Origin of the sequence: Pseudomonas taiwanensis, from assembly GCF_013393345.1 — a bacterium.
GTDB classification, from domain to species: Bacteria; Pseudomonadota; Gammaproteobacteria; order Pseudomonadales; family Pseudomonadaceae; genus Metapseudomonas; species Metapseudomonas resinovorans_C.
Map to the genome: position 1 here is coordinate 43,236 of NZ_QJRF01000039.1, position 24,020 is coordinate 67,255.

Here is a 24,020-nt window from a genome sequence, read left to right on the forward strand (position 1 = left end):
CTCGCGAAAGGCCGTGCTCGGGGTTGTTCGCGAGCAAGCTCGCTCCTACAGAAGTGCGCTCCCACAACAAGTGCCGGCCTTCGCCATCGCTGCAGAGGCGACGGCGGTCACACCTTCGATGCGTTGACCTTCGGCTTACTACCCATTGCGCGCGCGGCCACGTAATCTGGCCACATGCCACTACTCAGCATCCTCCTCCTCGCCCTGCTCGCGTGCCTCGGCTCAGTCACCCAGGCCGAGCCCCTGCGCATCGTCAGCGAGCCCTGGGCGCCCTACATTTTCGAAGAGGATGGCCAGCTGCGCGGCTTGGATTACGAAGCCAGCGCCATCGTTTTCCAGCGCATGGGCATCGAGGTCCAGTGGAGCCTGATGCCTTGGAAGCGCTGTCTGGTGGAGCTGGAAAGCGGGCAGGCCGACGCGGTTCTGGACATTTTCCACAAGCAGGAGCGCGAATCGCAGATGGCCTTCCCTGCGGAACCGCTGTCGGAAGTGGAATTCGTACTCTTCTATGCGCGGCAACGGCCCTATCCATTCCAGCGCCTGGCCGATCTGCGGGGCTTGAAGATCGGCGTCTCCCCCGGCTACTGGTACGCCGACAAGGCCTTTCGCACCTCACCACTGTTCATCCGCGAGCCGGCACCGACCCACGAGGCCAACCTCGGCAAGCTGGTGCGCGACCGCGTCGACCTCGTCGTCAACGATCGCCGCGCCGGGCAGTTCCTGGTTCACCAGATGGGGCTGCAAGCGCAGATCGCCAATCATCAACGCGTGATCGGCCGCGACCGCCTGTACCTCGCCTTCCGCCGCCAAGCACAGCTGGAAAACCTCGCCGCGCCTTTCGGCGAAGCGCTCAGGCGCTTCAAGCAGGAACCGGCGTACGCACAACTGGTGGCCCGTTATCGTGAACCGGGCCGTGAAATCTCCAGCAACCGTTGAGCGCCGCGAGGGCTGTACATTCGCGAGGAGCTGTTATACTCGGCGCTCCGTCAGGCATACGCCCGGATGCTGAGCCACCCTAGAGCCAGCAGGACCGGTCGGGATCGCGAGCCATCGCTGCGATTCGAGCCAGACAAGATCACCCTTTCGGGCCAGCCCCTAGAACTACACAGGATCTCCCATGTCCTTTGCTTCCCTCGGTCTCTCCGAGGCATTGGTCGGCGCTGTCGAAGCTGCCGGCTACGCCCAGCCCACTCCCGTGCAACAGCGGGCGATTCCCGCCGTGTTGCAAGGCCGCGACCTGATGGTTGCTGCCCAGACTGGCACCGGCAAGACTGCCGGTTTCGCGCTGCCGATTCTCGAGCGCCTGTTCCCCAACGGACACCCTGACAAGTCCCAGCGACAGGGCCCGCGCCAGACACGCGTGCTGGTCCTGACCCCGACCCGCGAACTCGCGGCCCAGGTGCATGACAGCTTCAAGCTCTATGCCCGGGACCTCCACCTGGTGAGCACCTGCATCTTCGGCGGCGTCGGCATGAACCCGCAGATCCAGGCCGTTTCCAAGGGCGTGGACATCCTGGTGGCCTGCCCCGGCCGCCTGCTCGACCTGGTTGGCCAGGGCGCCATCGACCTCTCCCATGTAGAGATCCTGGTACTCGACGAAGCCGACCGGATGCTCGACATGGGCTTCATCCACGATGTGAAGAAGGTCCTCGCCAAGCTGCCCCCCAAGCGTCAGAACCTACTGTTCTCGGCGACCTTCTCGAAAGACATCGTCGACCTCGCCAACAAGCTGCTGCATGATCCCGAACGCATTGAAGTGACCCCGCCGAACACCACGGTGGAGCGCATCGAACAGCGCGTGTTCCACCTGCCGGCCAGCCACAAGCGCGCCCTGCTGGCGCACCTGATCACCGTCGGTGCCTGGGAACAGGTACTGGTCTTCACCCGCACCAAGCACGGCGCCAACCGCCTGGCCGAGTACCTGACCAAGCACGGCTTGCCCGCAGCGGCGATCCACGGCAACAAGAGCCAGAACGCGCGCACCAAGGCCCTGGCCGACTTCAAGGCCAACGACGTGCGCATCCTGGTAGCGACCGACATCGCCGCCCGCGGGCTGGACATCGACCAGTTGCCCCATGTGGTCAACTTCGAGCTGCCCAACGTCGAGGAAGACTACGTACACCGCATCGGCCGTACCGGCCGCGCCGGTCGCAGTGGTGAAGCCATCTCCCTGGTCGCCCCGGATGAAGAGAAACTGCTGAAGGCCATCGAGCGCCTGACCAAGCAGAAGATCCCGGCTGGCGATACCCAGGGCTTCGATCCGGCTACCGTCGAAGCCGAGCGTCCTGAAGCCCGTCCGCCGCGCCCCGAGCGTCAGCCGCGCGCCGACAAACCCAAGCGCGAAGGCAAACCGCAGCAGCAAGCGCCCCAAGGCCCAGTTGAAGCCAAGGAAGCCGGTGAGGGCGGCGAAGCCAAACCTCGCAAGAGCCGCAACCGCCGTCGTGGCAAAGGCAAGGGGCCGGAACAGGGCCTAGACCAGCAGGTCGCCGACGCCCAGCAGCCGCAGCAACCCAAGCAGGCTCGCCCGCAGCGCCCGCCGCAGCCGGCACCTGAGCGTGATCCGGAAGAATTCCTCGACGACGACGTGGACAACTTCGGCAATCGCGCCGACTACGTCAGCCCCTACCCGCCCAAAGGCCAGAACCAGGGTCGCAACCAGCGCCGTGGCGGCCAAGGCCAGGGCCAGCCTCAAGGTCAGCGCCAGGGTCAGGGCCAATCCCAGGGCCGCGGCGGCCAGGGGCGTGGGCAGCAAGGCCAGGGTGAAAACCAGAGCCGTCGCCAAGGTGGAGGCGGTCAGGGCAGCGGTCAGGGAAGCAGCCAGAAGCCGGGCCAGAAACAAGGTCAGAAGCAAGGCCAGAAACAAGGCCAGCAGCGCCAGGGCAAGCCCGCCAACAAGACTCGCGGCAGCGGCCAGCGCCGTGGTGAAGATCAATTGGTATCCCGTGGTCGCGACGAGCCGGCTGTTCAGGATCCCCGTGCCAACAAGCCGGCACCGAAGATCATCATGAAAGAGTCCCGCGCCGACCGTTTCCCGACGCCGGAGCAGTTGGACGAGCTGCAACAGAGCAATCGCCCACGCGGCGAGAAGCCAGCCTTGCTGACCCGCAATCGCTGAGATTCACCTGCTCCTGAAAACGCCGGCCCAGTGCCGGCGTTTTCGTTTCCGCGAGGAGGAAAGTGTTTCCTGTGGGAGCGATTTCAATCGCGATGCAGCGACTACGAGCCATGAAAACACCGGCTCAGCGTAGACATTTTCATTTCCGGGGGTCTGCATGCCCTGTAGGAGCGATTTCAATCGCGATGCAGGTCCGGACAGCAAAACGCCGGCACAGGGCCGGCGTTCTGGTACAGCGGGAAGGCGCGCTTAGGAACGCACGCCCTCGAAGGAGATGATCAGTTGGGCTTCCTGGGAAGCCGGGCCAAGGTCCTTCTGGATGGCGAAGTCTTTCAGCTTGATGGTGGTGGCGCCTTCGAAGCCGGCGCGGTAGCCGCCCCACGGGTCGTCGCCCTGGCCAACGAACTTGGCCTTGATCACGACCGGCTTGGTCACGCCATTGAGGGTCAGGTTGCCGGTCACGTCGGCAGTGCCCTGGCCGGTGGACTTGACCGAGGTGGACTCGAAGGTGGCGGTGGGGTTCTTGCTGACGTTCAGGAAGTCGCCGCTCTTGATGTGCTTGTCACGCTCGGCGTGATTGGTATCAACGCTGGCGGTCTTCAGGGTGACCTTGATCTTGCTGGCCTCCGGGTTCTTTTCGTCGAAGCTGAAGCTGCCGTCGAAATCCTTGAAGGACCCGTAGATGTAGCTGTAGCCCAGGTGGCCGATCTTGAAGTTGACGAAGGCGTGCTGGCCTTCCTTGTCGATCACGTAGTCGGCGGCCATGGCCTGGCCGGCGAACAGTGCAGCACCGAGGGTCAGGGCAGCGAAGGTTTTCTTCAGCATCGGTGAATCTCCTTGTTGAGTTGCAGCGTTATTTGGCGGCGCGGCCGAGCATACGGGTCAGGGTCGCGTCGCGGTCGATGAAATGGTGCTTGAAGGCAGCAAGGGCATGGATGCCGGCGAAAATCAGCAGGCCCCAGGCGAGGTATTCGTGGATGGCACCGGCGACATCTTCCTGGTCGGGGATGGCGGTCAGGGTGGCCGGTACCTCGAACAGGCCGAACACGGCAATGCCGCGACCTTCGGCGGTAGAGATCAGGTAACCGGAAATCATCAGGGCGAAGAGGCCGAGATACAGGACCAGGTGACCGACCTTGGAACCCAGGCGGGTCATCGGTCCATGGTTGGGAAGCGCCGGCGGCGGCGGGCTGATGAAGCGCCAGGCGAGGCGCGCGGCCATCACCAGGAACAGCAGGATGCCGATGCTCTTGTGGAGGTCCGGAGCGGTCTTGTACCAGCTGCTGTAATAGTTCAGACCGACCATCCACAGGCCCAGGGCGAACAGGCCGACGAAGACGATGGCCACCCCCCAATGCAGAAAAATACTCACCAGGCCGAAGCGGGACGGGGAATTACGCCATTGCATGAAATGAATCCTTGGAAACACAGGCTGGGTAAACGCGAGTGATTTAGCCTAGCGGCAAATCTATCGAATTAAAGCGGAAAATTTCGCTTTGAAATATCGAGTAATACGATCTTTATAACGAACGGATCTTTGCGGAATTTTGTCGAAGGAACGGGCTGAAAGTTCGTCAGCCGCAGCCGAGTGGCGCGACAGAGGGGATAGGCGGCGGGAAGACCCGCCGCCGAGGAAGCAACTCAGTTGAACAGTTTGGAGAAGAAACCCTGCTTCTCTTCTGTCGCTGCCGCCTTGGGCTTCACTGCCGGTTTGGCTTCGGTCACAGCTTCGACGGAGCCAACAGCCTTGCCGGCCTTGAGGTCGGCCACCTGGCTGGCGGCGCGCTGGCCACTGCGCAGGGCGCCTTCGAGGGTGCCCGGATAGAGCGCATCGGTGTGTTCGCCGGCGAATACCACGCGGCCCAGGGGCTGCTCCCACATGCGCCAGTACAGGCTGATTTCGCCCGGGCCATAGGCCAGGTACGCGCCGCCGGCCAATGCGTCCTTGCCGTAGCGACGCAGCTCGAAGCCCTTGAACTGTTCGCGTGCACCCGGGAAGTGCTTGTCGAAGCGGATCAGCACCTGGTCGACCATCTGCCGGTCGCCGAAAGCCTGCATGAGGCGCGCATTGTCGCCGGACAGGTTGATCAGCAGGTTGGCGCCGCCCTTGAGGGCCGGCTCGACCCAGAGCATGCCAAGCCCCTGATCGCTATAGACTTCGCCGGAAAGGCGGCTCTTGCCCCAGACCGGCTTCTTGAACTGCAGCAGCATCTGGTCGCGCCAGCCGTAGTTGATGTCCTTCAGGGCACGCAGCTGCAGCGCCGAGAGAGACGGCGTCATGCTGATCTTGCCCAGGGCCGGCAGCGGCACGGCGAGCACGACGTAATCGGCCTGGTAGCCGGTGCCGCCGACCTTCACGGTGACGCCATCCTTCTCCTGCACGATCGCGGAAACGCGGGCATTGGTCTTGATGGTCTTGATCTGCTTGGCCATGGCCTGCGCCAGGCCCTGGCTGCCGCCGGGCAGGCGCGCGGCGCGCATCTCGGTATCCGGCAGGCCACGGTAGACGCGGGCCTGCTGGGCGAGGTAGAGCAGCGACAGGCGCGACGGTTCGTCATAACGCGAGCGGATGCGCTGATCCACCAGGGCCTTGGCGGTCGGCGCCAGGTTCAGTTTTTCCAGCCAGCGCGCCACGCTGATGGAGTCGAGGGTCTGCAGCGTGTGGTTGGCCAACGGCTTCATCGGGTCGTCGATGGAAGCGGCCAGGTCATCCAGGCTCTTGTCGAAGCGCTTCAGGCCTTCGACGGTGCTGGGCGCCTCCTTGAGCAGGTCGGCTTCGGAGAAGTAGCGACCGTTCACCAGATAGCCCGGCGTGCGCACGTAATCCGGCGCAGATACGGCCTTCAGCTTGAACTGGTCGAGATAGCGATACAGGCTCGGTTGCAGCTTCGCGCTACCGACCCACTCACTGGCGGCAAGGCCGGCACGCCCACCGATGCCCGGCTTGGCCTCCAGCACGGTGACCTGCCAGCCCTTCTGCTGCAGCTCGTAGGCCGAGGTCAGGCCCGCCATGCCGCCACCGATGACGATGGCCGTCGGCTGCTTGTCCTTGGCCAGCGCCGTCGCGCTCAGCCCTCCCAATACGATCAGCGCCAAGGCGCGCCAGGCTGCTGGCATGAAAATCTCCCCCGGTAAAACAGTGTCGTTCTGAATTGGCGCGCAGGATACGCCAGCCCTGCCGGCCGGAACAGACGTGCCTTGAGGCCGGCAGGCAGCGTCCTGCTTGTCCAGGGCGGAGGCATTGCATAGGCTTCGCCGATCGCTACAGGAGAACGACTCATGGGCCTCAATGCCGACTGGATGCAACGCGACCTCGCCGTGCTCTGGCACCCCTGCACCCAGATGAAAGATCACGAACGCCTGCCGGTGGTGCCGATCCGCCGCGGCGAAGGCGTCTGGCTGGAGGACTTCGAGGGCAAACGCTACCTGGACGCCGTCAGCTCCTGGTGGGTGAACGTCTTCGGCCACGCCAATCCGCGCATCAACCAGCGCATCAAGGATCAGGTGGACCAGCTGGAACACGTGATCCTCGCCGGCTTCAGCCACCAGCCGGTGATCGAATTGTCCGAGCGCCTGGTGAAAATCACCCCCAAGGGCCTCGACCGCGTGTTCTATGCCGACAACGGCTCCTCCGGCATCGAAGTGGCGCTGAAGATGAGCTACCACTTCTGGCGCAACCAGGGGCTGGAACGCAAGAAGCGCTTCGTCACCCTGACCAACAGCTACCACGGCGAAACCGTGGCGGCGATGTCGGTGGGCGATGTCGCCCTCTTCACCGAAACCTACAAGTCGCTGCTGCTGGACACCCTCAAGGTGCCCAGCCCGGATTGCTATCTGCGCCCCGAGGGCATGTGCTGGGAAGAACACTCCCGCGCCATGTTCGCCCACATGGAACGCACCCTCGCCGAGCACCATGAAGAAGTCGCGGCGGTGATCGTCGAGCCGCTGATCCAGGGCGCCGGCGGCATGCGCATGTACCACCCGGTGTACCTCAAGCTGCTGCGCGAGGCCTGCGACCGCTATGGCGTGCACCTGATCCACGACGAGATCGCCGTCGGTTTCGGTCGCACCGGCACCATGTTCGCCTGCGAGCAGGCCGGCATCGCCCCGGACTTCCTGGTGCTTTCCAAGGCGCTCACCGGCGGCTACCTGCCGATGGCCGCCGTGCTGACCTCCGAAGCCGTCTACCAGGGCTTCTACGACGACTACCAGACCCTGCGCGCGTTCCTCCACTCGCACACCTACACCGGCAACCCGCTGGCCTGCGCCGCCGCCCTGGCGACCCTGGACATCTTCGAGCAGGACAAGGTAATCGAGGCCAACCGCAAGCTGGCCATGCGCATGGCGACCGCAACCGCACATCTGGCGGACCACCCCCATGTGGCCGAAGTGCGCCAGACCGGCATGGTGCTGGCCGTCGAGATGGTTCAGGACAAGGCCAGCAAGGCGCCCTACCCCTGGCAGGAACGCCGCGGCCTGAAGGTCTTCCAGCACGCGCTGGAGCGCGGCGCCCTGCTGCGTCCACTGGGCAACGTGGTGTATTTCCTGCCGCCCTACGTGATCACCGAAGAGCAGATCGACTTCCTTGCCGAGGTAGCCAGCGAAGGCATCGACATCGCGACCCGCGACTCGGTGAGCGTATCGGTGACGGCGGACCTGCATCCGAATCACCGCGACCCGGGCTGACAAGTAACACGGACGGCGCGCCAGGCCTTAAACTGCGCGCCTGTCCCACCTCTGCCCGAACGCCCATGCGCCTTTCCCGCTTCTTCATCGATGCCCCGCTCTCCCTTGGCCAGCATGAGCTGCCCGAAGCCCAGGCCCACTACATCGGTCGTGTGCTGCGTCATGCCGCAGGCGATGCCGTGCAGCTGTTCGACGGCTCCGGCCAGGAGTACCTCGGCGAACTGATCGAAGTGGGCAAGAAGGCGGTGAGGGTCGAGCTGCGCGAGTCCTTCGCCGGCATGGCCGAATCGCCCCTGCGGATTCACCTGGGCCAGGGCCTGTCACGCGGCGAGCGCATGGACTGGGCGATCCAGAAGGCCACCGAACTGGGCGTCGCCGAGATCAGCCCCATCGTCAGCGAACGTTGTGAAGTGCGCCTGAAGGACGAACGAGCCGACAAGCGCCTCGCTCACTGGCGGCAGATTGCGATCAGCGCCTGCGAGCAATGTGGACGTTCGGTGCTGCCGGTAATCCACGCACCGGTCACGCTGGTCGATTGGCAGCGCGATGTCCAGGCGGATCTCAAGCTGGTCCTGCATCCGGTGGCCGAGCCGCTGGCGAGCCATGCCAGGCCGGAAACGCTGGCCTTCCTGATCGGCCCCGAGGGCGGCCTCTCCGAAGCGGAGGTCGAATCCGCGAAAGCGGCAGGGTTCCACGCTGCGCGGTTGGGGCCACGGGTGCTGCGCACCGAAACGGCGCCGGTGGTGGCGCTCAGCGTGGCACAGCAACTCTGGGGCGATTTCTAGACCAACGCGCTGACGCCCAACACTCGGGATAACCGGAGAATCGTTGGGCCTCGCTGCGCTCGGACCAACCTACGGCAATCAGATCAGGCCAGCATCAGCGCCAGCACTGCCCAAAGCGCTGGCGTAGGTTGGTCTGAGCTACGCGAAGCCCGACACGCGGAATTACCGGAGAATCGTTGGGCCTCGCTGCGCTCGGACCAACCTACGGGAAGCCAAAATCAGATCAAACCGGCATCCGCCAGCATCTGTTCCAGGGCCACAAGGTCGGGGATCTTCGCCACGTCGGTGCCGAGTTGCACCGAGTCCAGCTCCAGGGCCGCCAGCGGTGCATTGGCGCGGCGGAGGTCTGCTTCGAGCTTCAGCGAACGGGGAATGCCTTGCAGCAGCAGGGCGATGAACTTCACGTGCGGGCGACCGCCGAGGGCGTTTAGCACCGCCACCCGCGCACCGGAACCCACCTTCGCCTCACCACCGGCGGCCGCCTCGAAGGACAGCAACGGCAGGCGCAGGTCGCGCCAAGCCACCTGGCCCAGCAGCCAGGCCGGCAGGCCCGGCGTTGCCTGGGGCGCGCGATAGGGAATGAGTTCGGCCAGCGCCACGTTGGGCACCAGCAGGGTACGGTCGGACAGGGGCAGCAAAAGCCCGGTAAGGCTGGCGGAGCTGTTCTGGGTGGTAACGGCTTGGCTCATGGAAATTCCTGGGTTAGCTGCACTGTGCGGCCAGATGTTCGACCAGCTTCGCCGCCAGCTCTCGCGGTTCACCGCTGAAACTGCTGTAACCGCCTTCGCGCAGACTGTCGGGCATGCTCGAACAGGCGCAGCTTTCGGCGCTCTGGGTCCAGATCAGCCCACCTTGCCGGCGCAGGTAGGCAGCGGCGGCGCTGCCATCGCTCCCCATGCCGCTGAAGGCGATCACACCGCACTGGGCACCGTAGTGCTGGGCCAGGTTGAGCATGGCCTGGTCGATGGATGGGCTGTAGGGCTCTGGCCAGGGACGCTCGCTCACCTGCATCTGCCCGTCTTCGCTGAAGCCCAGCTCGCGGCTGATGGGCACCACGACAACCTCACCGCAGCGTACGGCGTCGGCATGGCGGACCTGGTTGACATGCCATTGGCTGTGGCGTCCCACTGCCTGGGGCAATGCGCCCTCGAAGCTGGGGTCGATGTGCTGGGCATAGATGAAACCGATGGGCAGGCCACCGGGCAGAGCGTCGAGGAACGCCTTGACCGCCGCCGGCCCGCCGAGGGAAGCAGCCAGCAGCCAGACCTGGCGCGCAGGTTCGCCCGCCACCAGTGGCGTATCGGCCAGCGCTCTGGGCAGTTCCAAACGCGCCGGACGCTGGGCATCCGCCAACAGGGTCTCCAGGCTCGGACCCACGGCCACGGCGGGATCGCCGACGAGTTTCTTCAACTTGCCGAACAGGCGCCGCTCCCAACGCGGGTAATGCTCGGAATGGCGCTCCGGCGCATGGCCTTCGCCGAACAGGACAGGCGCGCTGGCATGCTCCAGCAGGCTGTCCACGAGGGGCGAATCCTCGGACAGAGCCAGGTCCACCAGCCACAGGTCAGCCTCGCAGGCGCCCAGGGCTTCGTCGTCGAGGCGGGCAGGATCGCTGTTGAGTACGACCTGGTAGCCATTGCCGGTCAGCGCCTGCTGCAGCACATGGCGCTGCAGCGAGGTGTCGGCGAGCACGGCGATCCGTGCGGAAGTCTTCTCTGTCATGTCCGTTTGACCAGATGCTGGATGGATTCGAGCAGCAGCGATTCCTGGTAGGGCTTGCCGAGGTAGTCATTGACGCCGATGGCCATGGCGCGCTCGCGGTGCTTCTCGCCGGTACGCGAGGTGATCATGATGATCGGCAGGTCCTTCAGGCGTTCGTCGTGGCGGATCAGGGTCGCCACTTCGAAGCCGTCCATTCGCGGCATCTCGATGTCCAGCAGCATGATGTCCGGGCGCTGCTCCTGCAGCAGGGCGATGGCGTCCACCCCGTCCTTGGCGGTGAGCACGTTCATGCCGTTGCGCTCCAGCAGGCGGCTGGTGACCTTGCGTACGGTCACCGAGTCGTCCACCACCATCACCAGCGGCGGACGCTCCAGGTCCACCTCCACCGGCAGCAGGTTGGCGCTGGCCGAACGCAGCTGCGGCTGCACCAGGTGCGCGTGACGCGTACGGATGGTCGCCAGCAGGTCCAGGATCACCACCACGCGGCCGTCACCGAGGATGGTGGCGCCGGAGATACCGTGGACGCCGGCGAACTGCGGGCCGAGGCTCTTCACCACGATCTCGCGGGAGCCCACCAGGGCGTCCACCTGCACGGCCACGGCGTGCTCGGAAGAGCGCACCAGGATCACCGGCAGCGGCAGGCTCTGGCCCACCAGCTTGGGTTGCTGACCGTTGGCCAGCAGGTCACCCAGGTACTTCAGTTCGTAGTTTTGCCCGGCATATTCGAAACGTGGCGCGTCGGGCTGGTAGTAGGTTTCCAGCTCGTAGGGCGAAACCCGCACGATGCCTTCGATGGTGTTCAGCGGAATGGCATAGAGGTCTTCGCCGGAAAGCACCATCAGCGCGCGGTTCACCGACACGGTGAACGGCAGGCGGATGAGGAAGCGGCTGCCCTCGCCCGGCGTCGAGTCGATGCTCATGGTGCCGCCGAGTTGCTTCACTTCGGAGTGCACCACGTCCATGCCGACGCCACGGCCGGAAATCTGGGTGACCTTGTCGGCGGTGGAGAAGCCCGGTTCGAGGATGAACTGCAGCACCTCGTGGTCCGACAAGTCGGACTCGATGTCCATCATGCCGCGCTCGATCGCCTTGCGGCGCACGGCCTCCAGCTTGATACCGGCACCGTCGTCCGCCAGGGTCAGGACGATATCGCCACCTTCGCGGCCGAGGTTCAAGCGGATGGTGCCGCTCTCCGGCTTGCCGGAGGCGCGGCGTGCTTCGGCATTCTCGACGCCATGGTCGACCGCGTTGCGCAACATGTGCTCCAGCGGCGCGACCATGCGTTCCAGCACGGTGCGGTCCATCTCGCCTTCAGCGTTGCCGACGACGAATTCCACCTGTTTGTCGAGCTCACTGGCCACCTGCCGGACGATACGGCGCAGGCGTGGTACGAGGCGGTCGAAGGGCACCATGCGCGTACGCATCAGGCCTTCCTGCAGCTCGGTGTTCACCCGCGCCTGTTGCAGCAGCAGGGTTTCTGCGTCGCGGTTCTTCGCCGCCAGGGTTTCCTTGAGGTCGAGCAAGTCAGACGCGGACTCGAACAGCGCTCGCGACAGCTGTTGCAGTTGCGAGTGACGGTCCATTTCCAGCGGGTCGAAATCTTCGTAGCCGGCACGTTCGGCTTCGGCCTGGTAGCGGCTGAGGATCTGCGCCTGGGTCTCGGTATCGAGACGGCGCAACTGGTCGCGTACCCGTTCGATGGTGGATTCCATCTCGCTCAGGGTGAAGCTGAAGTCGCTGACCTGCTGTTCCACCCGGCCACGGAAGATCGAGGTCTCACCGGCCAGGTTGACCAGGCCTTCGAGCAGCTCCGCAGGCACCTTCACCAGCTCCTGGGGCGCACGGCGCGCGGCTGCTTCCTGTGCGGCTTCGCGGGCTCGGTGAACGAAGGGCAGTACGCGCTCTTCACCAACCACCAGTGGCTGGACGCTGGCCGCGACGATCGGTGTGGCCAGTTGCGGCGCTTCCGGCTGACTCGGCGCAGGCGCCGGAGCGAGGTCTTCGGCGATGCTCTGATCGAGTTGCTGGCGCAGCTCTTCCAGCTCGGCCTGCAGGCCTTCGTAACCGGACTGCACGTCGAGGAACAGGCTTTCCGGCCAGGGCGCGCCCTGCTGCTGGGCCTCAACCAGGTGCTGTTCGAGATCGTGGGTGAGGTCGCCGAGGCGCTTCTGTCCGGCCAGTCGCGCGCCGCCCTTGAGGGTGTGCAGCACGCGCAGCAGCTCTTCCACATGGGCGCCGTCTTCGCGCGCCTCTTCCCAGCGGCCAATAGCGGTTTCCATGGCCTCCAGCAGGTCGTCGGCCTCTTCCAGGAAGATATCGAGGATATCCGCCTCGGCCACGGCCTCCAGGTCATCCGCGGCGGCAGGCTGCAGGTGCACGGCGCTGGGCATGCTCAGCTGTTCGCTGGGATTGGCGCGCCAGCGCTGGATGGCATCGATCAGGGCCTGGCCGTCCGGCAACGGGCGGCGTGCGCGCACCGCGTCGAGCATTTCGCTGAGGCGGTCCTGGCAGGCTTGCAACAGTCCGAACAGGGCCGGGCTGGCGCGCAGTCGACCGCCGCAAAGGCCTTCGTAGAGGAATTCCAGTTCATGGGCGAGGTCGCCGATGGGGCCGATCTCGGCCATCCGCGCACCGCCCTTGAGGGTGTGCAGGTCCCGTTGCAGGGACTCGATTTCAAGGCTGTTGTCCGGGTCTTCGGTCCAGCGCTGCAGGGCGGCGCCGGCGCTGTCGAGGATGTCGAAACCTTCCTCGAGGAAGATTTCCACCAGCTCCGGGTCCTGGTCGTTGTCGAAGGGCTGCGACGCGCTATAGGCGGCCGGCTCTTCAGCTACGCGCATCTCCAGCAACTCGGCCAGGGACGTTTCGCCCAGGACCTCGGTGGCGACGTCCAGCTCCGACTCTTCCAGTTCCTCGTTGGCAGCTGCCAAAGGCTCGCCTGGATTCGCAGCCTCTTCGTCGTCGAAGGCCAATTCATCGAAGGCTTCGGGTTCTGGCAGTGGCTGCACCACGGCGGCGGACAGACTCTGTGCACCTCCTTGGCGGAAGCCGCGAATGTCCTGGATCAACTGCAACGGATCGGTCAACACGCGGCGCGCCTGGAGCTGTTCCAGCAGCGAGGCGAGGCAGTCGTGGCTCTTCTGCAGCAGACCGGCGAGACGCGGCGAATGGCTGTAGCGGCGATCCACCAGGCCTTCGTAGAGGGATTCCAGTTCATGGGCGAGATCGCCAATGGGGCGGATCTCGGCCATGCGCGCACCGCCCTTGAGGGTGTGCAGGTCACGCTGCAGGGCCAGCAGGGCCGGGTTGTTGCCTGGCTCGACGAGCCAGCGTTCCAGCGCCTTGCCAGCACTATCGAGGATGTCCACCGCCTCTTCGAGGAAGATCGACACCATCTCTTCGTCCAGGGCGGCCGGAACTTCATCCAGCAGCTCGGCCTCGGGCGCTTGCTCGGGGTCGAAGGACGCCAGTTCGGGCAACGCCACTTCCTGCAGGCCCAGGGGCTCTTCCACCAAGTCCGGCAGCGGCGGGATACCTTCGGCAGAGGCCCATTCGGTGGCGTCCGCGTCCAATTCCTCGATTTCCAGGTCCGGGAGACCGGGTTCCAGCAGCGCCAATGCCGCCGGATCAACCACTTCCTGCATCAGGTCGCGCAGGGCCTGGGCGCGTTCGGGCTGGGGCGTGACCTCCAGCGCAGCAGCGACCTGGTCCATCATGCCGATCAGCGCCTCATGGGCTGCGTCGGCTTCGCTGAAGAAGCGCTCGCTGACCGGCAGGCTGCCTTCGTCGACCGCACCGTAGACGTCCAGCAGGGCTTCGCAGAGTTCTTCGATCTGCGGCAGCTCGGCCATCTCGGCTCCACGGCCAAGCGTACTCAGTTCTTCCAGCAGCGCGCCCAGTTCCTGGCGCTCGGCGGGGTGCTCGCGCCAACGCCGCAGCAAGTCCTCGGCGTCGAGCAGGATGTCCATGCCTTCCGCGAGGAACAGGGAGATCATCTGCGGATCGCGCATCTCGCCCTTGTCGTCACGGCGCGCGGCGTTGGCCGCGACCAGGCGGTCCTGATGCAGCTTCTGGATGCGCTCCAGCAGCTCATTGGTGCCTGGAATCGCCGCCAGCGGCGTGCTGTCGAGCTGGGCCACGCCCTGACGCAACAGGTTCAGCGCCTCGCGCAGCAGTTCGGCCTCGGAGAGGTCGATACTGAGCAGGTTGGTCTTGTATTCCTTGGCCAGTTTTTCCAGCGGCGTGGCGATCTCGGCGATCGGCAGGATGCCCGCCATGTGCGCGCTGCCCTTGAGGGTGTGCAGGGCGCGCTGGAGGTCATCGTTGACCGTCTGCGGCAGCTCGTGATCGCAGGCCTTGATGAAGCCGGCGAGGGTTTCCAGGTGCAGTTCCGCCTCGTTGCGGAAGATTTCCAGCAGTTGCGGGTCCAGCGCCTCGCCGGACTCGGTGATGACCGGAGCATGCGGCTCGCCCACGGGCTCGATGGCCTGCTCTGAACCCGGGGCTTCAGATTTTGGGAGCGGTTGCCCCTTGGCCAGGGCGTGGGCCGTGGCGGCCAGCTGATCGACGTCATCCCGCTGGCGTTGGGCCTTGCCGGCATAGTCCTCGACCAGGGCGGGCAGGAGGTCGACCACGGCCTGAACCGCCTGGTAGACGGGCTCGCTGGTCTCGATGCTGCGATCCAGCACGCGGTTGAGCAGGTTCTCCACCGACCAGGACAGTTCGCCGATAACGAGGGCGCGCACCATGCGACCACTGCCCTTGAGGGTGTGGAAGGCACGGCGCACTTCACCCAGGGCGTCGCGATCGTTGCTGTCGGCACGCCAGCGCGGCAGGTACTCGGCCAGGGTTTCCAGCACCTCGCCGGCTTCTTCGATAAAGACTTCCTGCAGTTCGTCGTCCACCGGCTCTTCGTCGGCGGGCGGCGGCAACAGGCTTGGCGGCACCTCGCGGGCCGGCGGATTGAAGGCGGGTACGGGCGCTGCCATGACTTCCGCCAGCGACAGCGGACGCTCAACGGCGGGCTCTTGCACCGGCGCTTCCAGCGGTGCGCTGGGTAGTTCCACCTCCGGCAGGCCGAGTTCGGCGAGGGCGGCTTCGTCCCACTCCAGCGGTGCCGGCAGGTCCTCCAGGTTCATCGCTTCCAGCTCGGCCACCGGTTCGGCGCCGGGCAGGGCGTCAAGCTCGTCGAAGTCCAGGCTCGGCAGCGCTTCGAGGCCGGCTTGCGGCATGTCGAGCGCCGGTTGATCGCCCGGCAGGGCCGGCGGCAGTTCTTCGAGGTCAGCGAGGTCGAAGCTCGGCAACGGCTGGTTCTCGTCGAATTCCAGCGGCGTGTCGAGGCTGAGGTCGAGCAGTTCGTCCTCCGCCGCCAGCGGCTCTTCGGCCAAGGCGGGCAGGCTGTCCAGCTCGGCCAGGTCGAGGCTCGGCAGGGCTCCGTCGTCCTGCAGCAACGACGGCTCCAGCTCCAGGCTCGCAGTGGTCTCGGGCTCCAGGCGGAGTTCGATGGTTTCAGCCGACTGCTCGGCTTCCAGCTCATCCAGGCTCCAATCGTTTTCGGCAGGCAGCGACACGCTCTCGGCGGCCGGCGTCTCGGCAATGGACGCAAGCTCCAGCGGAGCATCCAGACTCAGATCGATGACTTCGGCAGCGGGTTCGACTTCCAGCTCACCCAGGCTCCAGTTGTCATCGGAGACCAGCAGCTCGCTCTCGGCGACCGGCATCTCGGCAACAGCGGTCACCGGCTCCACCGGTTTGTCCAGGCCGAGGTCGATACCGTCGGCGAGCGACTCGAACTCCAGATCGTCAAGGCTCCAGCTGTCTTCCGCGACATCCAGTTCGCTCACAGCGACCGGAACTTCGGCGACAGCCAGTTCCAGCGGTGCATCCAGACTGAAATCGATGCTTTCGGCGGCCGGTTCGGCCTCCAGTTCACCCAGGCTCCAATTGTCATCGGATACCAGCAGCTCGCTCTCAGCGGCCGGCGTGGCGGCATCGCCAAGCGCTTCGCGGACAACATCCTGTTCGAGGTTGGCGGCCTCGATGACCGGCTCGAACGCGAATGCCTCAGGCATCACCGCTTCCGGCTCGTCTTCCGGATCGAGGTGTTGATGCAGCTCCGATTCTTCGGCCGCCAGTACTTCGATTTCCTGAAGCGGATTGGCCAGGGGCGCAGGGGCCTCGTCCTCATCTGGCCGATCGAGGATGGAGGGCTTTTCTTTCAGCGGATAACCCAGGGATTCCAGGCTTTCCTCGGCTACATCGAGGATCAGGTCGCCTTGGGCGGCATGGTCTTCCGAGAGGCGTTCGAGGTAGTACTCGACGCTGGTGATGGCGTCGGCCAGGGTGTCCAGGCTCTGCCAGTTGGGCACGGCCTTGCGGGCCAGCAGCTGTTCCTGAATGTAGCGGTTGCAGGCTTGCAGCAGGGAAGCGGCGCGCGGCAGCGGGATCATTGCCAGGCCGCCCCGGGCCTGCGTCAGCAGCTCCGGCACGCGGGCCAGGTGCTCGTGGTTCCACTGCGACGCAATGAACTCGATGATGGCGTCCTTGGCCTGTTCCAGGCCGTTGCGCGCCTCCTTGATCACCAATTGGTGAATCTGCGCCACGTCGGTGGTGGGCAGGTGGCTTTCTTCCGCCGCGCCATCGTCTGTCGGGCCGACCATGCCGGCCAGGGTGGCTTCGACGTAGAGCAATGCGCCGGCGACATCCATCAGCACAGCGTCACTGGGTTCACGCTGGCCGAGCGACAGGCCGTGGATGACGTCGATCTGGTCGAGGATGACTTTGCGCGGTTGACCGAAGCCCAGCACCGCCAGGGTGTCGGCGATCTGCTTGAGCGGCGGCAGCAGGGAATCCAGTTCGGCCACGCCACTGCGGTCGCTACGGACGAAGAGGTCGAGGCTGTCCTTGACCCGCACCAGTTCCTCACAGAGGGCGGTGACCACCGAACGCATGGCATCGCGGTCGGGGCCGGCAAGGCGGGCGCGCTCCTCGTCTACCACGGCAGTGTCGGGCAGGGCCTCGTCGAGGCGATAGCGTTCCTTCAGGGCACGAATACGCGGCGACTGGGCCGGCGCCTTGGCGACGTAGAACAGCAGGTTCTTCACCAGGTCTTCCGGAGCAGCCTGGTTGAAGCCGTCCGCACCCTCATCGAGCAGGCGCTTGAGTTCCTTGTCGACCTGGCGCAGCAGGTTGCGCACCGAGGAACCGTTGACCACGGAGCCATTGGCCAGGCCTTCCACCAGGCCGGAGGCGATCTGCCAGAGCGGGCCGAGCGGCGCGTCCTGGCAGAGGGATTCGAGGCGCGCGAAGACCCGCGCCATGTAGCCGAGGTTGGCGGCCAGGTCCTGGTTACGGATCACGCCGACCAGGGCGGTCTGCAACATCTGCCGCAACTTGCGCAGCAGCACCGGCAGATCGGCGGTGCGCATGCGCGCCAGGGTGTCCATCGACAGCGCCGGGAGCACGCTGGACAGGTCAGGTGCGAACAGGCTGGTTTCCGACAGCAGGTTGTCGCCACGGGCGGCACGCAGGTCGTTGAGTAGCGGCAGCAGGACCATCGGCAGGTCACGGCGGGCGCTCTGGATACGGTCCAGGTACGGCGGCAGTTGCAGGATGGCCTGCATCAGCACTTCCAGGGCCTCGCCCCGGTTGGCCGCGCGGCCTTCCATCAGGGCCTGGGCAAGACGCTCCATTTCTTCGGCGAGCAGGGCTGCGCCGTAGAACTCGACCATCTGCAGCGTGCCCTGGACCTGATGGATATAGGTCAGGCAGAAACGCATGCGCGTCGGGTCCTGGGGATTTTCGACGAAATCCTCCAGGGCCTGCCGCGCCTGCTTCAGGGTTTCCGCGATCTCGCCCTTTACCCACTCGAGGGCAACGTAGTCGTGCCGATCAGTCATAGCCGTCTGCTATCCCTTCCGGGTGAATGCCAGAACCTGTTCATTGGCCACCGGTTCGAGGTCCGGATGTTGCCAACCCACTACTTCGCCCACACCCAGCACCATCAAGCCTCCCGGCGCCAGGCGTTCGGCCAGGCGATTGAGGATTTCCCGACGGCGCCAGCGACGGAAGTAGATCAACAGGTTCTGACAGAAAATTACGTCCATGCCGGACATTGGCGCCTTGGCCAGCTCCAGCACATTGAGCCGTGCGCAGCACACCCGTGCGGCCAGGCTCGGCACTATCTTGTAGCGGCCATCGTCCTGGGCCTGGAAATAACGCGCGGTGAGCGCCTGTTCCAGTTGCTCCAGGCGCCGGGCGCCATACAGCCCTTCACGGGCCTTGGCCAGGGCGTTGAGGCTGATGTCGGTACCGGTGACGCCGAAGTAATCCGGCTGTTCCGTCTCGCCCAGCGCCTCGGCCGCCACCATGGCCAGGGAATAGGGTTCTTCGCCGCTGGAGCAACCCACGCTCCAGATTTCCAGGGGCCTGGCCAACCCAGCTTCGACACGCTTGCGCAGGTAATCGGCAAGCAGTTCGAAGGAGGCCGGGTGCCGGAAGAAACGGGTCTCCTGCACGGTCAGGCGATCCAGCAGGGTCGACCATTCCACCGCGCCACGCGGCCCGTCGGTGACCTGGCGGTAATAGCTGGCGTAGTCCTGGACCCCCAGTTCGCGCATGCGCGCACTGAGATTGGTCTGAAGGAATGACCGGCGCTGGTCGCTGACCACCACGCCGGTACGCTCCTCGAGTAGCTTCTGCCAGTCGTGGAACTCCGCTGTCGTCATGTCGGCCAGGGGTTTCAAGGCCCAGACGCCGCCTGGCTGCATGCTGTCGTGCCCTTGGTTCATGGCCGTCGTGCCGCGACCTCAGGCCGCGGCGCCTCCCCTGGTCAGGCTATGTCCTGAGCTTCCGGCAGTTTGAAACCGGAAACCGACTTGCGCATCTCGCTCGCCATCTTCGCCAGGTTGCCGATGCTCTTCGCAGTGGCGGTGGTACCGGCGGAGGTCTGCGAGGTGATCTCCTGAATCACGTTCATGGTGTTGGAGATATGGCCCGCGGAGGACGCTTGCTGACGAGCGGCGTTGGAGATGTTCTGGATGAGCGCGGCGAGGGTCTTGGATACCTTCTCGATCTCTTCCAGGGCCACGCCGGCGTCCTGTGCCAGGCGGGCACCACGGACCACTTCGGAGGTGGTCTGCTCCATGGAGATAACCGCTTCGTTGGTGTCGGTCTGAATGGTCTTCACCAGCGCCTCGATCTGCTTGGTCGCAGCGGAGGAACGTTCCGCGAGGCGCTGTACCTCGTCCGCTACCACGGCGAAGCCACGGCCCGCATCGCCCGCCATGGACGCCTGGATCGCGGCGTTCAGTGCGAGGATGTTGGTCTGGTCGGCAATGTCGTTAATCAGGCTCACGATGTCACCGATCTCCTGGGACGATTCACCGAGGCGTTTGATCCGCTTCGAGGTGTCCTGGATCTGCTCACGGATGTTATCCATGCCGGTGATGGTGTTGTGCACCACTTCGTTGCCCTTGTTGGCGATGGCTACGGAGCGTTCCGCTACCGCCGAGGACTCGGAGGCGTTCGCCGATACCTGGTCAATGGACACGGCCATTTCGTTGATCGCGGCGGAGGCGCCGGCGATTTCCTGGGCCTGGTGCTCGGAAGCCTCGGCCAGGTGCATGGCGGTGGCCTGGGTTTCCTGGGCGGCGGCGGCCACCTGCACGGCAGTCAGGTTGATGGTTTCAACCAGTTCGCGGAGCTGGTCGATGGAGTAGTTGATGGAGTCCGCGATCGCACCGGTGAAGTCCTCGGTCACGGTCGCGGCCACGGTCAGGTCACCGTCGGCGAGGTCGGCAATTTCGTCGAGCAGACGCAGAATCGCGGCCTGGTTACGTTCGTTCTTCGCGGCGGTTTCAGCCAGTCGGCTACGGGTGCTCTGTACCATCACCAGGCCGATGAGGATGATCGCGCCCAGGGCGAGGGCACCCAGCACGTAGCCGGCCAGGGTGTTCAGGCCGCGGCCGTTGGCCAGGTTCTCGAAGCCGGTGGTCAGGGCGGATGCCTTGTCCAGCAAGGTCTGGGAGCCGGTGAAGATGGTGTTGGCGGATTCGCGGACCTGGAACAGTTCCGGGGAGGTTTCGAGGATCTCGTCCACCGAACCGGAAACGAATTCGAAGAGCTCGGAAATCTCCTGCAGGCGCTCCAGCGCCTCGGTGTTGGTCACCTTGGAGATATCCATTGCGGCGTTGCCTTCGAGCATGGCGTTCAGTACACGGCCGAACAGGCTGGCGTCGCGGCCGAACATGTCGGCGGCCTGTACCGAGTCTTCGTCACCGGCCAGTACCTTGTTCACCGAGCCCAGGATACGTTCTGCCAGCAGCGACTGGCGCTGGGCCACGGAAACCTGGCTGGCGGGCGCACCGCTTTCGAGGAGGATGTCCACGACTTCCTCGTACTCGACCTGCAGCTGCGGAATGGTTTCGGCGAGGGTGGCGGCTACCTGGTGCAGGGACAGTACGGTCTGCTCGCTGGCCAGGATGGCGTCGGCGTTCTTGCGCAGGCTGTCCCAGTCCTTCTGCACCGTATCCACTTCGCCCTTCACGGCGACGGGGGCGGCAGGCAGGCCGGTAGAGGCGTCGCCCTTGACCAGGAAGTTCCAGCGCTTCTCGAAGTCGTTGCGCGCGTCCTTCAACAGGGCGAAGGCCTCAGCCTTGCCCGCCGCGGCTTCGGTGGAGTTCTTTGCGATACGCTGGGACAGCACGCGCAGTTCACCGGCGTGGCTGATGTATTCCTTGTCGTAGTTCGCCTGGGTGTTGAGGTACGCGAAGTTCGCGAACAGCAGCACGATGGCGACGATCAGGACCACGAAGAGTCCCGCGATCAGCGACGTACTGCGCACCCCTGAAAACAGATTGCCTGCGTTTAGTCTTTTCATTATCGGGCCCCCGCCTGGACCAACCACTTTATTCCCATGTAACGCCAAAGGGCCGGCAAAGCCGGCCCAACCTTGAAGTCACGGCCCCCGGGGTTCTGCCTCGGGGACCGGTACAGGACGCCAGGCGCCCTGCGTAGAACCTAGCCAGCCACCTCGAGGAACTCCTGGTGCTGCGCGAGTGCGTGCGGGCTGAATACCAGCCAGGGCTGTTCGCGATGGAAAACACCGTGGATGAAGGGCTGGATACTGGCCTCCAGGGGAGGCAACTCCTCGCTGAAGGAGTCCACCAGGAAATGCTGCATACCGAAGACTTCGTCGACGATCAGCCCGGCGAAGATCTCCTGGTGGTCCACCACCAGGACCCGGCGCTGCTTGCGCAAGGGCGACAGCTCGCTGCCGAAGAAGCCGCACAGGTCCATGACCGGCAATAGGCGTCCGCGCACGTTGGAAACGCCCTTGACCCAGGTTTTCACACCGGGAAGCGAGGTGTGGCGAGGCTCGTGCAGCACTTCGCTGACCTCACCCATGGGCGCCACGAACAGGCGCTCGCCCATGCGGAAACCGATGCCGCTCCAGCTCTGCACCACCTGTTGTTGCGCAGGCAGGCCCGCCGCCAGCGCGCGACAGCGCTGGTCGATCTCGAACAGGAGCTGGAAGGGAGACTGCGAATCCGACATGGCGACCGGCCTTGGCCTGTTTCTAATAATTATGTTGCAGGGACCGCCGCGGCATTCAGCCGGCCAGTACTGCGCTCAGGGTCTTGATCAGGGTGTCTTCTTCAATCGGCTTGGTCAGGTAATCCTTGGCGCCCTGACGCTTGCCCCAGACCTTGTCGGTCTCCTGGTCCTTGGTGGTGACGATGATCACCGGGATGTGGCTGGTTTCGGCGTCCTTGGTCAGCTGACGGGTCGCCTGGAAGCCATTGAGGCCGGGCATCACGATGTCCATCAGGACGGCATCCGGCTTCTCCTGGCGGGCCAGGGCCACGCCATCGGCGCCATTCTCGGCCTTGAGTACCTGGTGACCGTGCTTCTCGAGCATGGCGGTCAGCTTGTACATCTCGGTAGGCGAGTCATCAACAATCAGAATACGAGCCATTGTGTTCCCCATACGGAAAGGCTTCACCGGCCATCAGGCCGGACTTCAGGAGGCTTGCTCCACCGGGGTGAAATCGGGGACGTGAGTCTTGATCGCGCCGAGCAGCTCTTCCTTGCTGAAAGGCTTGGTGAGGTACTGATCGGAACCGACGATGCGACCCTTGGCCTTGTCGAACAAGCCGTCCTTGGAGGACAGCATGATCACCGGGGTGGATTTGAAAGCACTGTTGTTCTTGATCAGGGCGCAGGTCTGATAACCGTCCAGGCGCGGCATCATGATGTCGACGAAGATGATGTTCGGGTGGGAATCGGCGATCTTGGCCAAGGCATCGAAGCCATCAACTGCGGTGATGACCTCACACCCCACTTTCTTGAGCAGAGTCTCGGCTGTACGACGAATCGTTTTCGAATCGTCGATCACCATGACCTTCAAACCGTCGGAATGCTGTTCCATGTTCGCCCTACCATCGCCTCGGTGAGTCGTTATTCTGCTTTATATATGTGCCTGAGGCCCTACAACCGACGGGCTGCGACCCAATCGTCGGGCATTTTTAGCACAGTCTCCAGACGCAAGCTACACGGCGTCCGCATCTGCCTCACCTCCCCCCGGGAGGAAGGTTTTTCCCTTGACCGCAATCAATGCCGGCGCCACCCTGAGCGCCTTATCCAAACCGGCCCGCCAACCTTGGCGCGCCCCTTGAAACCTGTTGCGGAGACCCCCCATGAGCGTTCGCCTCGGGATCGTCATGGACCCCATTGCGCAAATCTCCTTCAAGAAGGACAGCTCCCTGGCCATGCTGCTGGCCGCCCAGGAGCGCGGCTGGTCACTGTTCTATATGGAGCAGCAGGACCTATACCAGAAAAACGGTGAAGCTCGCGCGCGCATGCGCCCGCTGAAAGTCTTCCTCGACCCCGCGCACTGGTTCGAGCTGGAGGCCGAGGCCGATACCCCGCTGGCCGAGCTGGACGTGATCCTGATGCGCAAGGATCCGCCCTTCGACAACGAGTTCGTCTACTCCACCTACCTGCTGGAACAAGCCGAACGTGCCGGCGTGCTGGTGGTGAACCGCCCGCAGAGCCTTCGCGACTGCAACGAGAAGTTCTTCGCCACCCTGTTCCCCGATTACACGCCGCCAACGGTGGTCAGCCGACGAGCTGACATTCTGCGCGAGTTTGCCGAAGAACAGCGTGACATCATTCTCAAACCCCTGGACGGCATGGGCGGTTCCTCGATTTTCCGTCACCGTGCCGGCGACCCGAATCTCTCGGTGATCCTGGAGACCCTGACCGCTCACGGCAGCCAGCAGATCATGGCGCAGGGCTACCTGCCGGCGATCAAGGACGGCGACAAGCGCATCCTGATGATCGACGGCGAGCCAGTGCCGTACTGCCTGGCACGCATCCCGGCTGCCGGCGAGACCCGTGGCAACCTGGCCGCCGGTGGTCGTGGCGAGGCACGCCCATTGACCGACCGCGACCGTGAAATCGCCGCTGCCGTCGGCCCGACCCTGCGGGAGAAAGGCCTGCTGTTCGTCGGCCTGGACGTGATCGGCGAGCACCTCACGGAGATCAACGTCACCAGCCCCACCTGCATTCGGGAGATCGACAACGCCTATGGCACACGCATCGGCGAACGTTTGATGGATGCGATCGCCCACAAGCTCGAGGCGCGGAGTGCTTCATAGACTTTTATGCGGACGCTCGGCAGACTGCGCCGCTATCTGAAGCCAGCTGACTGT

General features: G+C 64.7%; 16 protein-coding genes. 5 read left to right on the forward strand and 11 right to left on the reverse strand.

The features are described from left to right. Positions 1-174: 174 nt before the first annotated feature. Positions 175-936, forward strand: a complete 762-nt coding sequence (locus DM872_RS05310; RefSeq protein WP_179058468.1) for a substrate-binding periplasmic protein — start codon at positions 175-177, stop codon at positions 934-936. A 181-nt stretch (positions 937-1,117) separates the two neighbouring features. Then, on the forward strand, positions 1,118-3,115 hold the full coding sequence (locus DM872_RS05315) for a DEAD/DEAH box helicase (RefSeq protein WP_179058469.1): 1,998 nt from the start codon (positions 1,118-1,120) through the stop codon (positions 3,113-3,115). 249 nt (positions 3,116-3,364) lie between these two features. Here the strand turns inward: DM872_RS05315 and DM872_RS05320 are convergent, their stop codons facing one another. The 3 genes from DM872_RS05320 to DM872_RS05330 all read right to left on the reverse strand — a co-directional run bounded on the left by DM872_RS05320 (position 3,365) and on the right by DM872_RS05330 (position 6,232). Beyond that, positions 3,365-3,940, reverse strand: coding sequence for a YceI family protein (locus tag DM872_RS05320; RefSeq protein WP_179058470.1), 576 nt, complete (start codon positions 3,938-3,940; stop codon positions 3,365-3,367). 28 nt (positions 3,941-3,968) lie between these two features. After that, positions 3,969-4,523 (reverse strand): cytochrome b, encoded by a 555-nt coding sequence (locus DM872_RS05325; RefSeq protein WP_179058471.1) that lies wholly within the window; start codon positions 4,521-4,523, stop codon positions 3,969-3,971. A gap of 233 nt (positions 4,524-4,756) precedes the next feature. Beyond that, positions 4,757-6,232 carry a flavin monoamine oxidase family protein gene (locus DM872_RS05330; RefSeq protein WP_179058472.1) on the reverse strand — a complete coding sequence of 492 codons (1,476 nt, stop codon included), beginning with the start codon at positions 6,230-6,232 and terminating at the stop codon, positions 4,757-4,759. A gap of 162 nt (positions 6,233-6,394) precedes the next feature. Here DM872_RS05330 and DM872_RS05335 point away from each other — a divergent pair, with 162 nt between their 5' ends. Next, positions 6,395-7,801, forward strand: coding sequence for an adenosylmethionine--8-amino-7-oxononanoate transaminase (locus DM872_RS05335; protein WP_179058473.1), 1,407 nt, complete (start codon positions 6,395-6,397; stop codon positions 7,799-7,801). Between the two features lie 65 nt (positions 7,802-7,866). After that, positions 7,867-8,586, forward strand: a complete 720-nt coding sequence (locus tag DM872_RS05340) for a 16S rRNA (uracil(1498)-N(3))-methyltransferase (RefSeq protein WP_179058474.1) — start codon at positions 7,867-7,869, stop codon at positions 8,584-8,586. A gap of 218 nt (positions 8,587-8,804) precedes the next feature. Here the strand turns inward: DM872_RS05340 and DM872_RS05345 are convergent, their stop codons facing one another. The 8 genes from DM872_RS05345 to pilG all read right to left on the reverse strand — a co-directional run bounded on the left by DM872_RS05345 (position 8,805) and on the right by pilG (position 22,735). Further along, positions 8,805-9,275: a chemotaxis protein CheW gene (locus DM872_RS05345; RefSeq protein WP_179058475.1), complete on the reverse strand. Its 471-nt coding sequence runs from the start codon at positions 9,273-9,275 to the stop codon at positions 8,805-8,807. 13 nt (positions 9,276-9,288) lie between these two features. Then, positions 9,289-10,308 carry a chemotaxis protein CheB gene (locus DM872_RS05350; protein WP_179058476.1) on the reverse strand — a complete coding sequence of 340 codons (1,020 nt, stop codon included), beginning with the start codon at positions 10,306-10,308 and terminating at the stop codon, positions 9,289-9,291. Continuing rightward, positions 10,305-18,203, reverse strand: coding sequence for an Hpt domain-containing protein (locus DM872_RS05355; RefSeq protein WP_179058477.1), 7,899 nt, complete (start codon positions 18,201-18,203; stop codon positions 10,305-10,307). The genes DM872_RS05350 and DM872_RS05355 overlap by 4 nt, the downstream gene beginning before the upstream one ends. 9 nt (positions 18,204-18,212) lie before the next feature. After that, on the reverse strand, positions 18,213-19,073 hold the full coding sequence (locus DM872_RS05360) for a protein-glutamate O-methyltransferase (RefSeq protein WP_179058598.1): 861 nt from the start codon (positions 19,071-19,073) through the stop codon (positions 18,213-18,215). A gap of 62 nt (positions 19,074-19,135) precedes the next feature. Continuing rightward, complete coding sequence (locus tag DM872_RS05365) at positions 19,136-21,184, reverse strand: methyl-accepting chemotaxis protein (protein WP_179058478.1); 2,049 nt, start codon at positions 21,182-21,184, stop codon at positions 19,136-19,138. Between the two features lie 140 nt (positions 21,185-21,324). After that, complete coding sequence (locus DM872_RS05370; protein ID WP_179058479.1) at positions 21,325-21,861, reverse strand: chemotaxis protein CheW; 537 nt, start codon at positions 21,859-21,861, stop codon at positions 21,325-21,327. A 55-nt stretch (positions 21,862-21,916) separates the two neighbouring features. Continuing rightward, entirely contained in the window at positions 21,917-22,282 is a 366-nt protein-coding gene (pilH, locus tag DM872_RS05375; protein ID WP_077524194.1) for a twitching motility response regulator PilH, read from the reverse strand. Between the two features lie 45 nt (positions 22,283-22,327). Continuing rightward, entirely contained in the window at positions 22,328-22,735 is a 408-nt protein-coding gene (pilG, locus tag DM872_RS05380; RefSeq protein WP_077524193.1) for a twitching motility response regulator PilG, read from the reverse strand. Between the two features lie 268 nt (positions 22,736-23,003). Between pilG and gshB the strand changes: the two genes are divergently transcribed. Continuing rightward, the gene (gene gshB / locus DM872_RS05385) at positions 23,004-23,966 is read left to right on the forward strand and encodes a glutathione synthase (protein ID WP_179058480.1); all 963 of its coding nucleotides are present in this window, start codon (positions 23,004-23,006) and stop codon (positions 23,964-23,966) included. The last annotated feature ends 54 nt before the right edge of the window (positions 23,967-24,020 follow it).

What these genes read in the sequence shown, in the direction of transcription:
- DM872_RS05335 (WP_179058473.1), top strand. Translation starts at nt 6,395, where the DNA reads ATGGGCCTCAATGCCGACTGGATGCAACGCGACCTCGCCGTGCTCTGG.
- DM872_RS05370 (WP_179058479.1), bottom strand. Translation starts at nt 21,861, where the DNA reads ATGTCGGATTCGCAGTCTCCCTTCCAGCTCCTGTTCGAGATCGACCAG.
- DM872_RS05320 (WP_179058470.1), bottom strand. Translation starts at nt 3,940, where the DNA reads ATGCTGAAGAAAACCTTCGCTGCCCTGACCCTCGGTGCTGCACTGTTC.
- pilH (WP_077524194.1), bottom strand. Translation starts at nt 22,282, where the DNA reads ATGGCTCGTATTCTGATTGTTGATGACTCGCCTACCGAGATGTACAAG.
- DM872_RS05350 (WP_179058476.1), bottom strand. Translation starts at nt 10,308, where the DNA reads ATGACAGAGAAGACTTCCGCACGGATCGCCGTGCTCGCCGACACCTCG.
- pilG (WP_077524193.1), bottom strand. Translation starts at nt 22,735, where the DNA reads ATGGAACAGCATTCCGACGGTTTGAAGGTCATGGTGATCGACGATTCG.
- DM872_RS05355 (WP_179058477.1), bottom strand. Translation starts at nt 18,203, where the DNA reads ATGACTGATCGGCACGACTACGTTGCCCTCGAGTGGGTAAAGGGCGAG.
- DM872_RS05360 (WP_179058598.1), bottom strand. Translation starts at nt 19,073, where the DNA reads ATGCAGCCAGGCGGCGTCTGGGCCTTGAAACCCCTGGCCGACATGACG.
- gshB (WP_179058480.1), top strand. Translation starts at nt 23,004, where the DNA reads ATGAGCGTTCGCCTCGGGATCGTCATGGACCCCATTGCGCAAATCTCC.
- DM872_RS05325 (WP_179058471.1), bottom strand. Translation starts at nt 4,523, where the DNA reads ATGCAATGGCGTAATTCCCCGTCCCGCTTCGGCCTGGTGAGTATTTTT.
- DM872_RS05365 (WP_179058478.1), bottom strand. Translation starts at nt 21,184, where the DNA reads ATGAAAAGACTAAACGCAGGCAATCTGTTTTCAGGGGTGCGCAGTACG.
- DM872_RS05315 (WP_179058469.1), top strand. Translation starts at nt 1,118, where the DNA reads ATGTCCTTTGCTTCCCTCGGTCTCTCCGAGGCATTGGTCGGCGCTGTC.
- DM872_RS05340 (WP_179058474.1), top strand. Translation starts at nt 7,867, where the DNA reads ATGCGCCTTTCCCGCTTCTTCATCGATGCCCCGCTCTCCCTTGGCCAG.
- DM872_RS05330 (WP_179058472.1), bottom strand. Translation starts at nt 6,232, where the DNA reads ATGCCAGCAGCCTGGCGCGCCTTGGCGCTGATCGTATTGGGAGGGCTG.
- DM872_RS05345 (WP_179058475.1), bottom strand. Translation starts at nt 9,275, where the DNA reads ATGAGCCAAGCCGTTACCACCCAGAACAGCTCCGCCAGCCTTACCGGG.
- DM872_RS05310 (WP_179058468.1), top strand. Translation starts at nt 175, where the DNA reads ATGCCACTACTCAGCATCCTCCTCCTCGCCCTGCTCGCGTGCCTCGGC.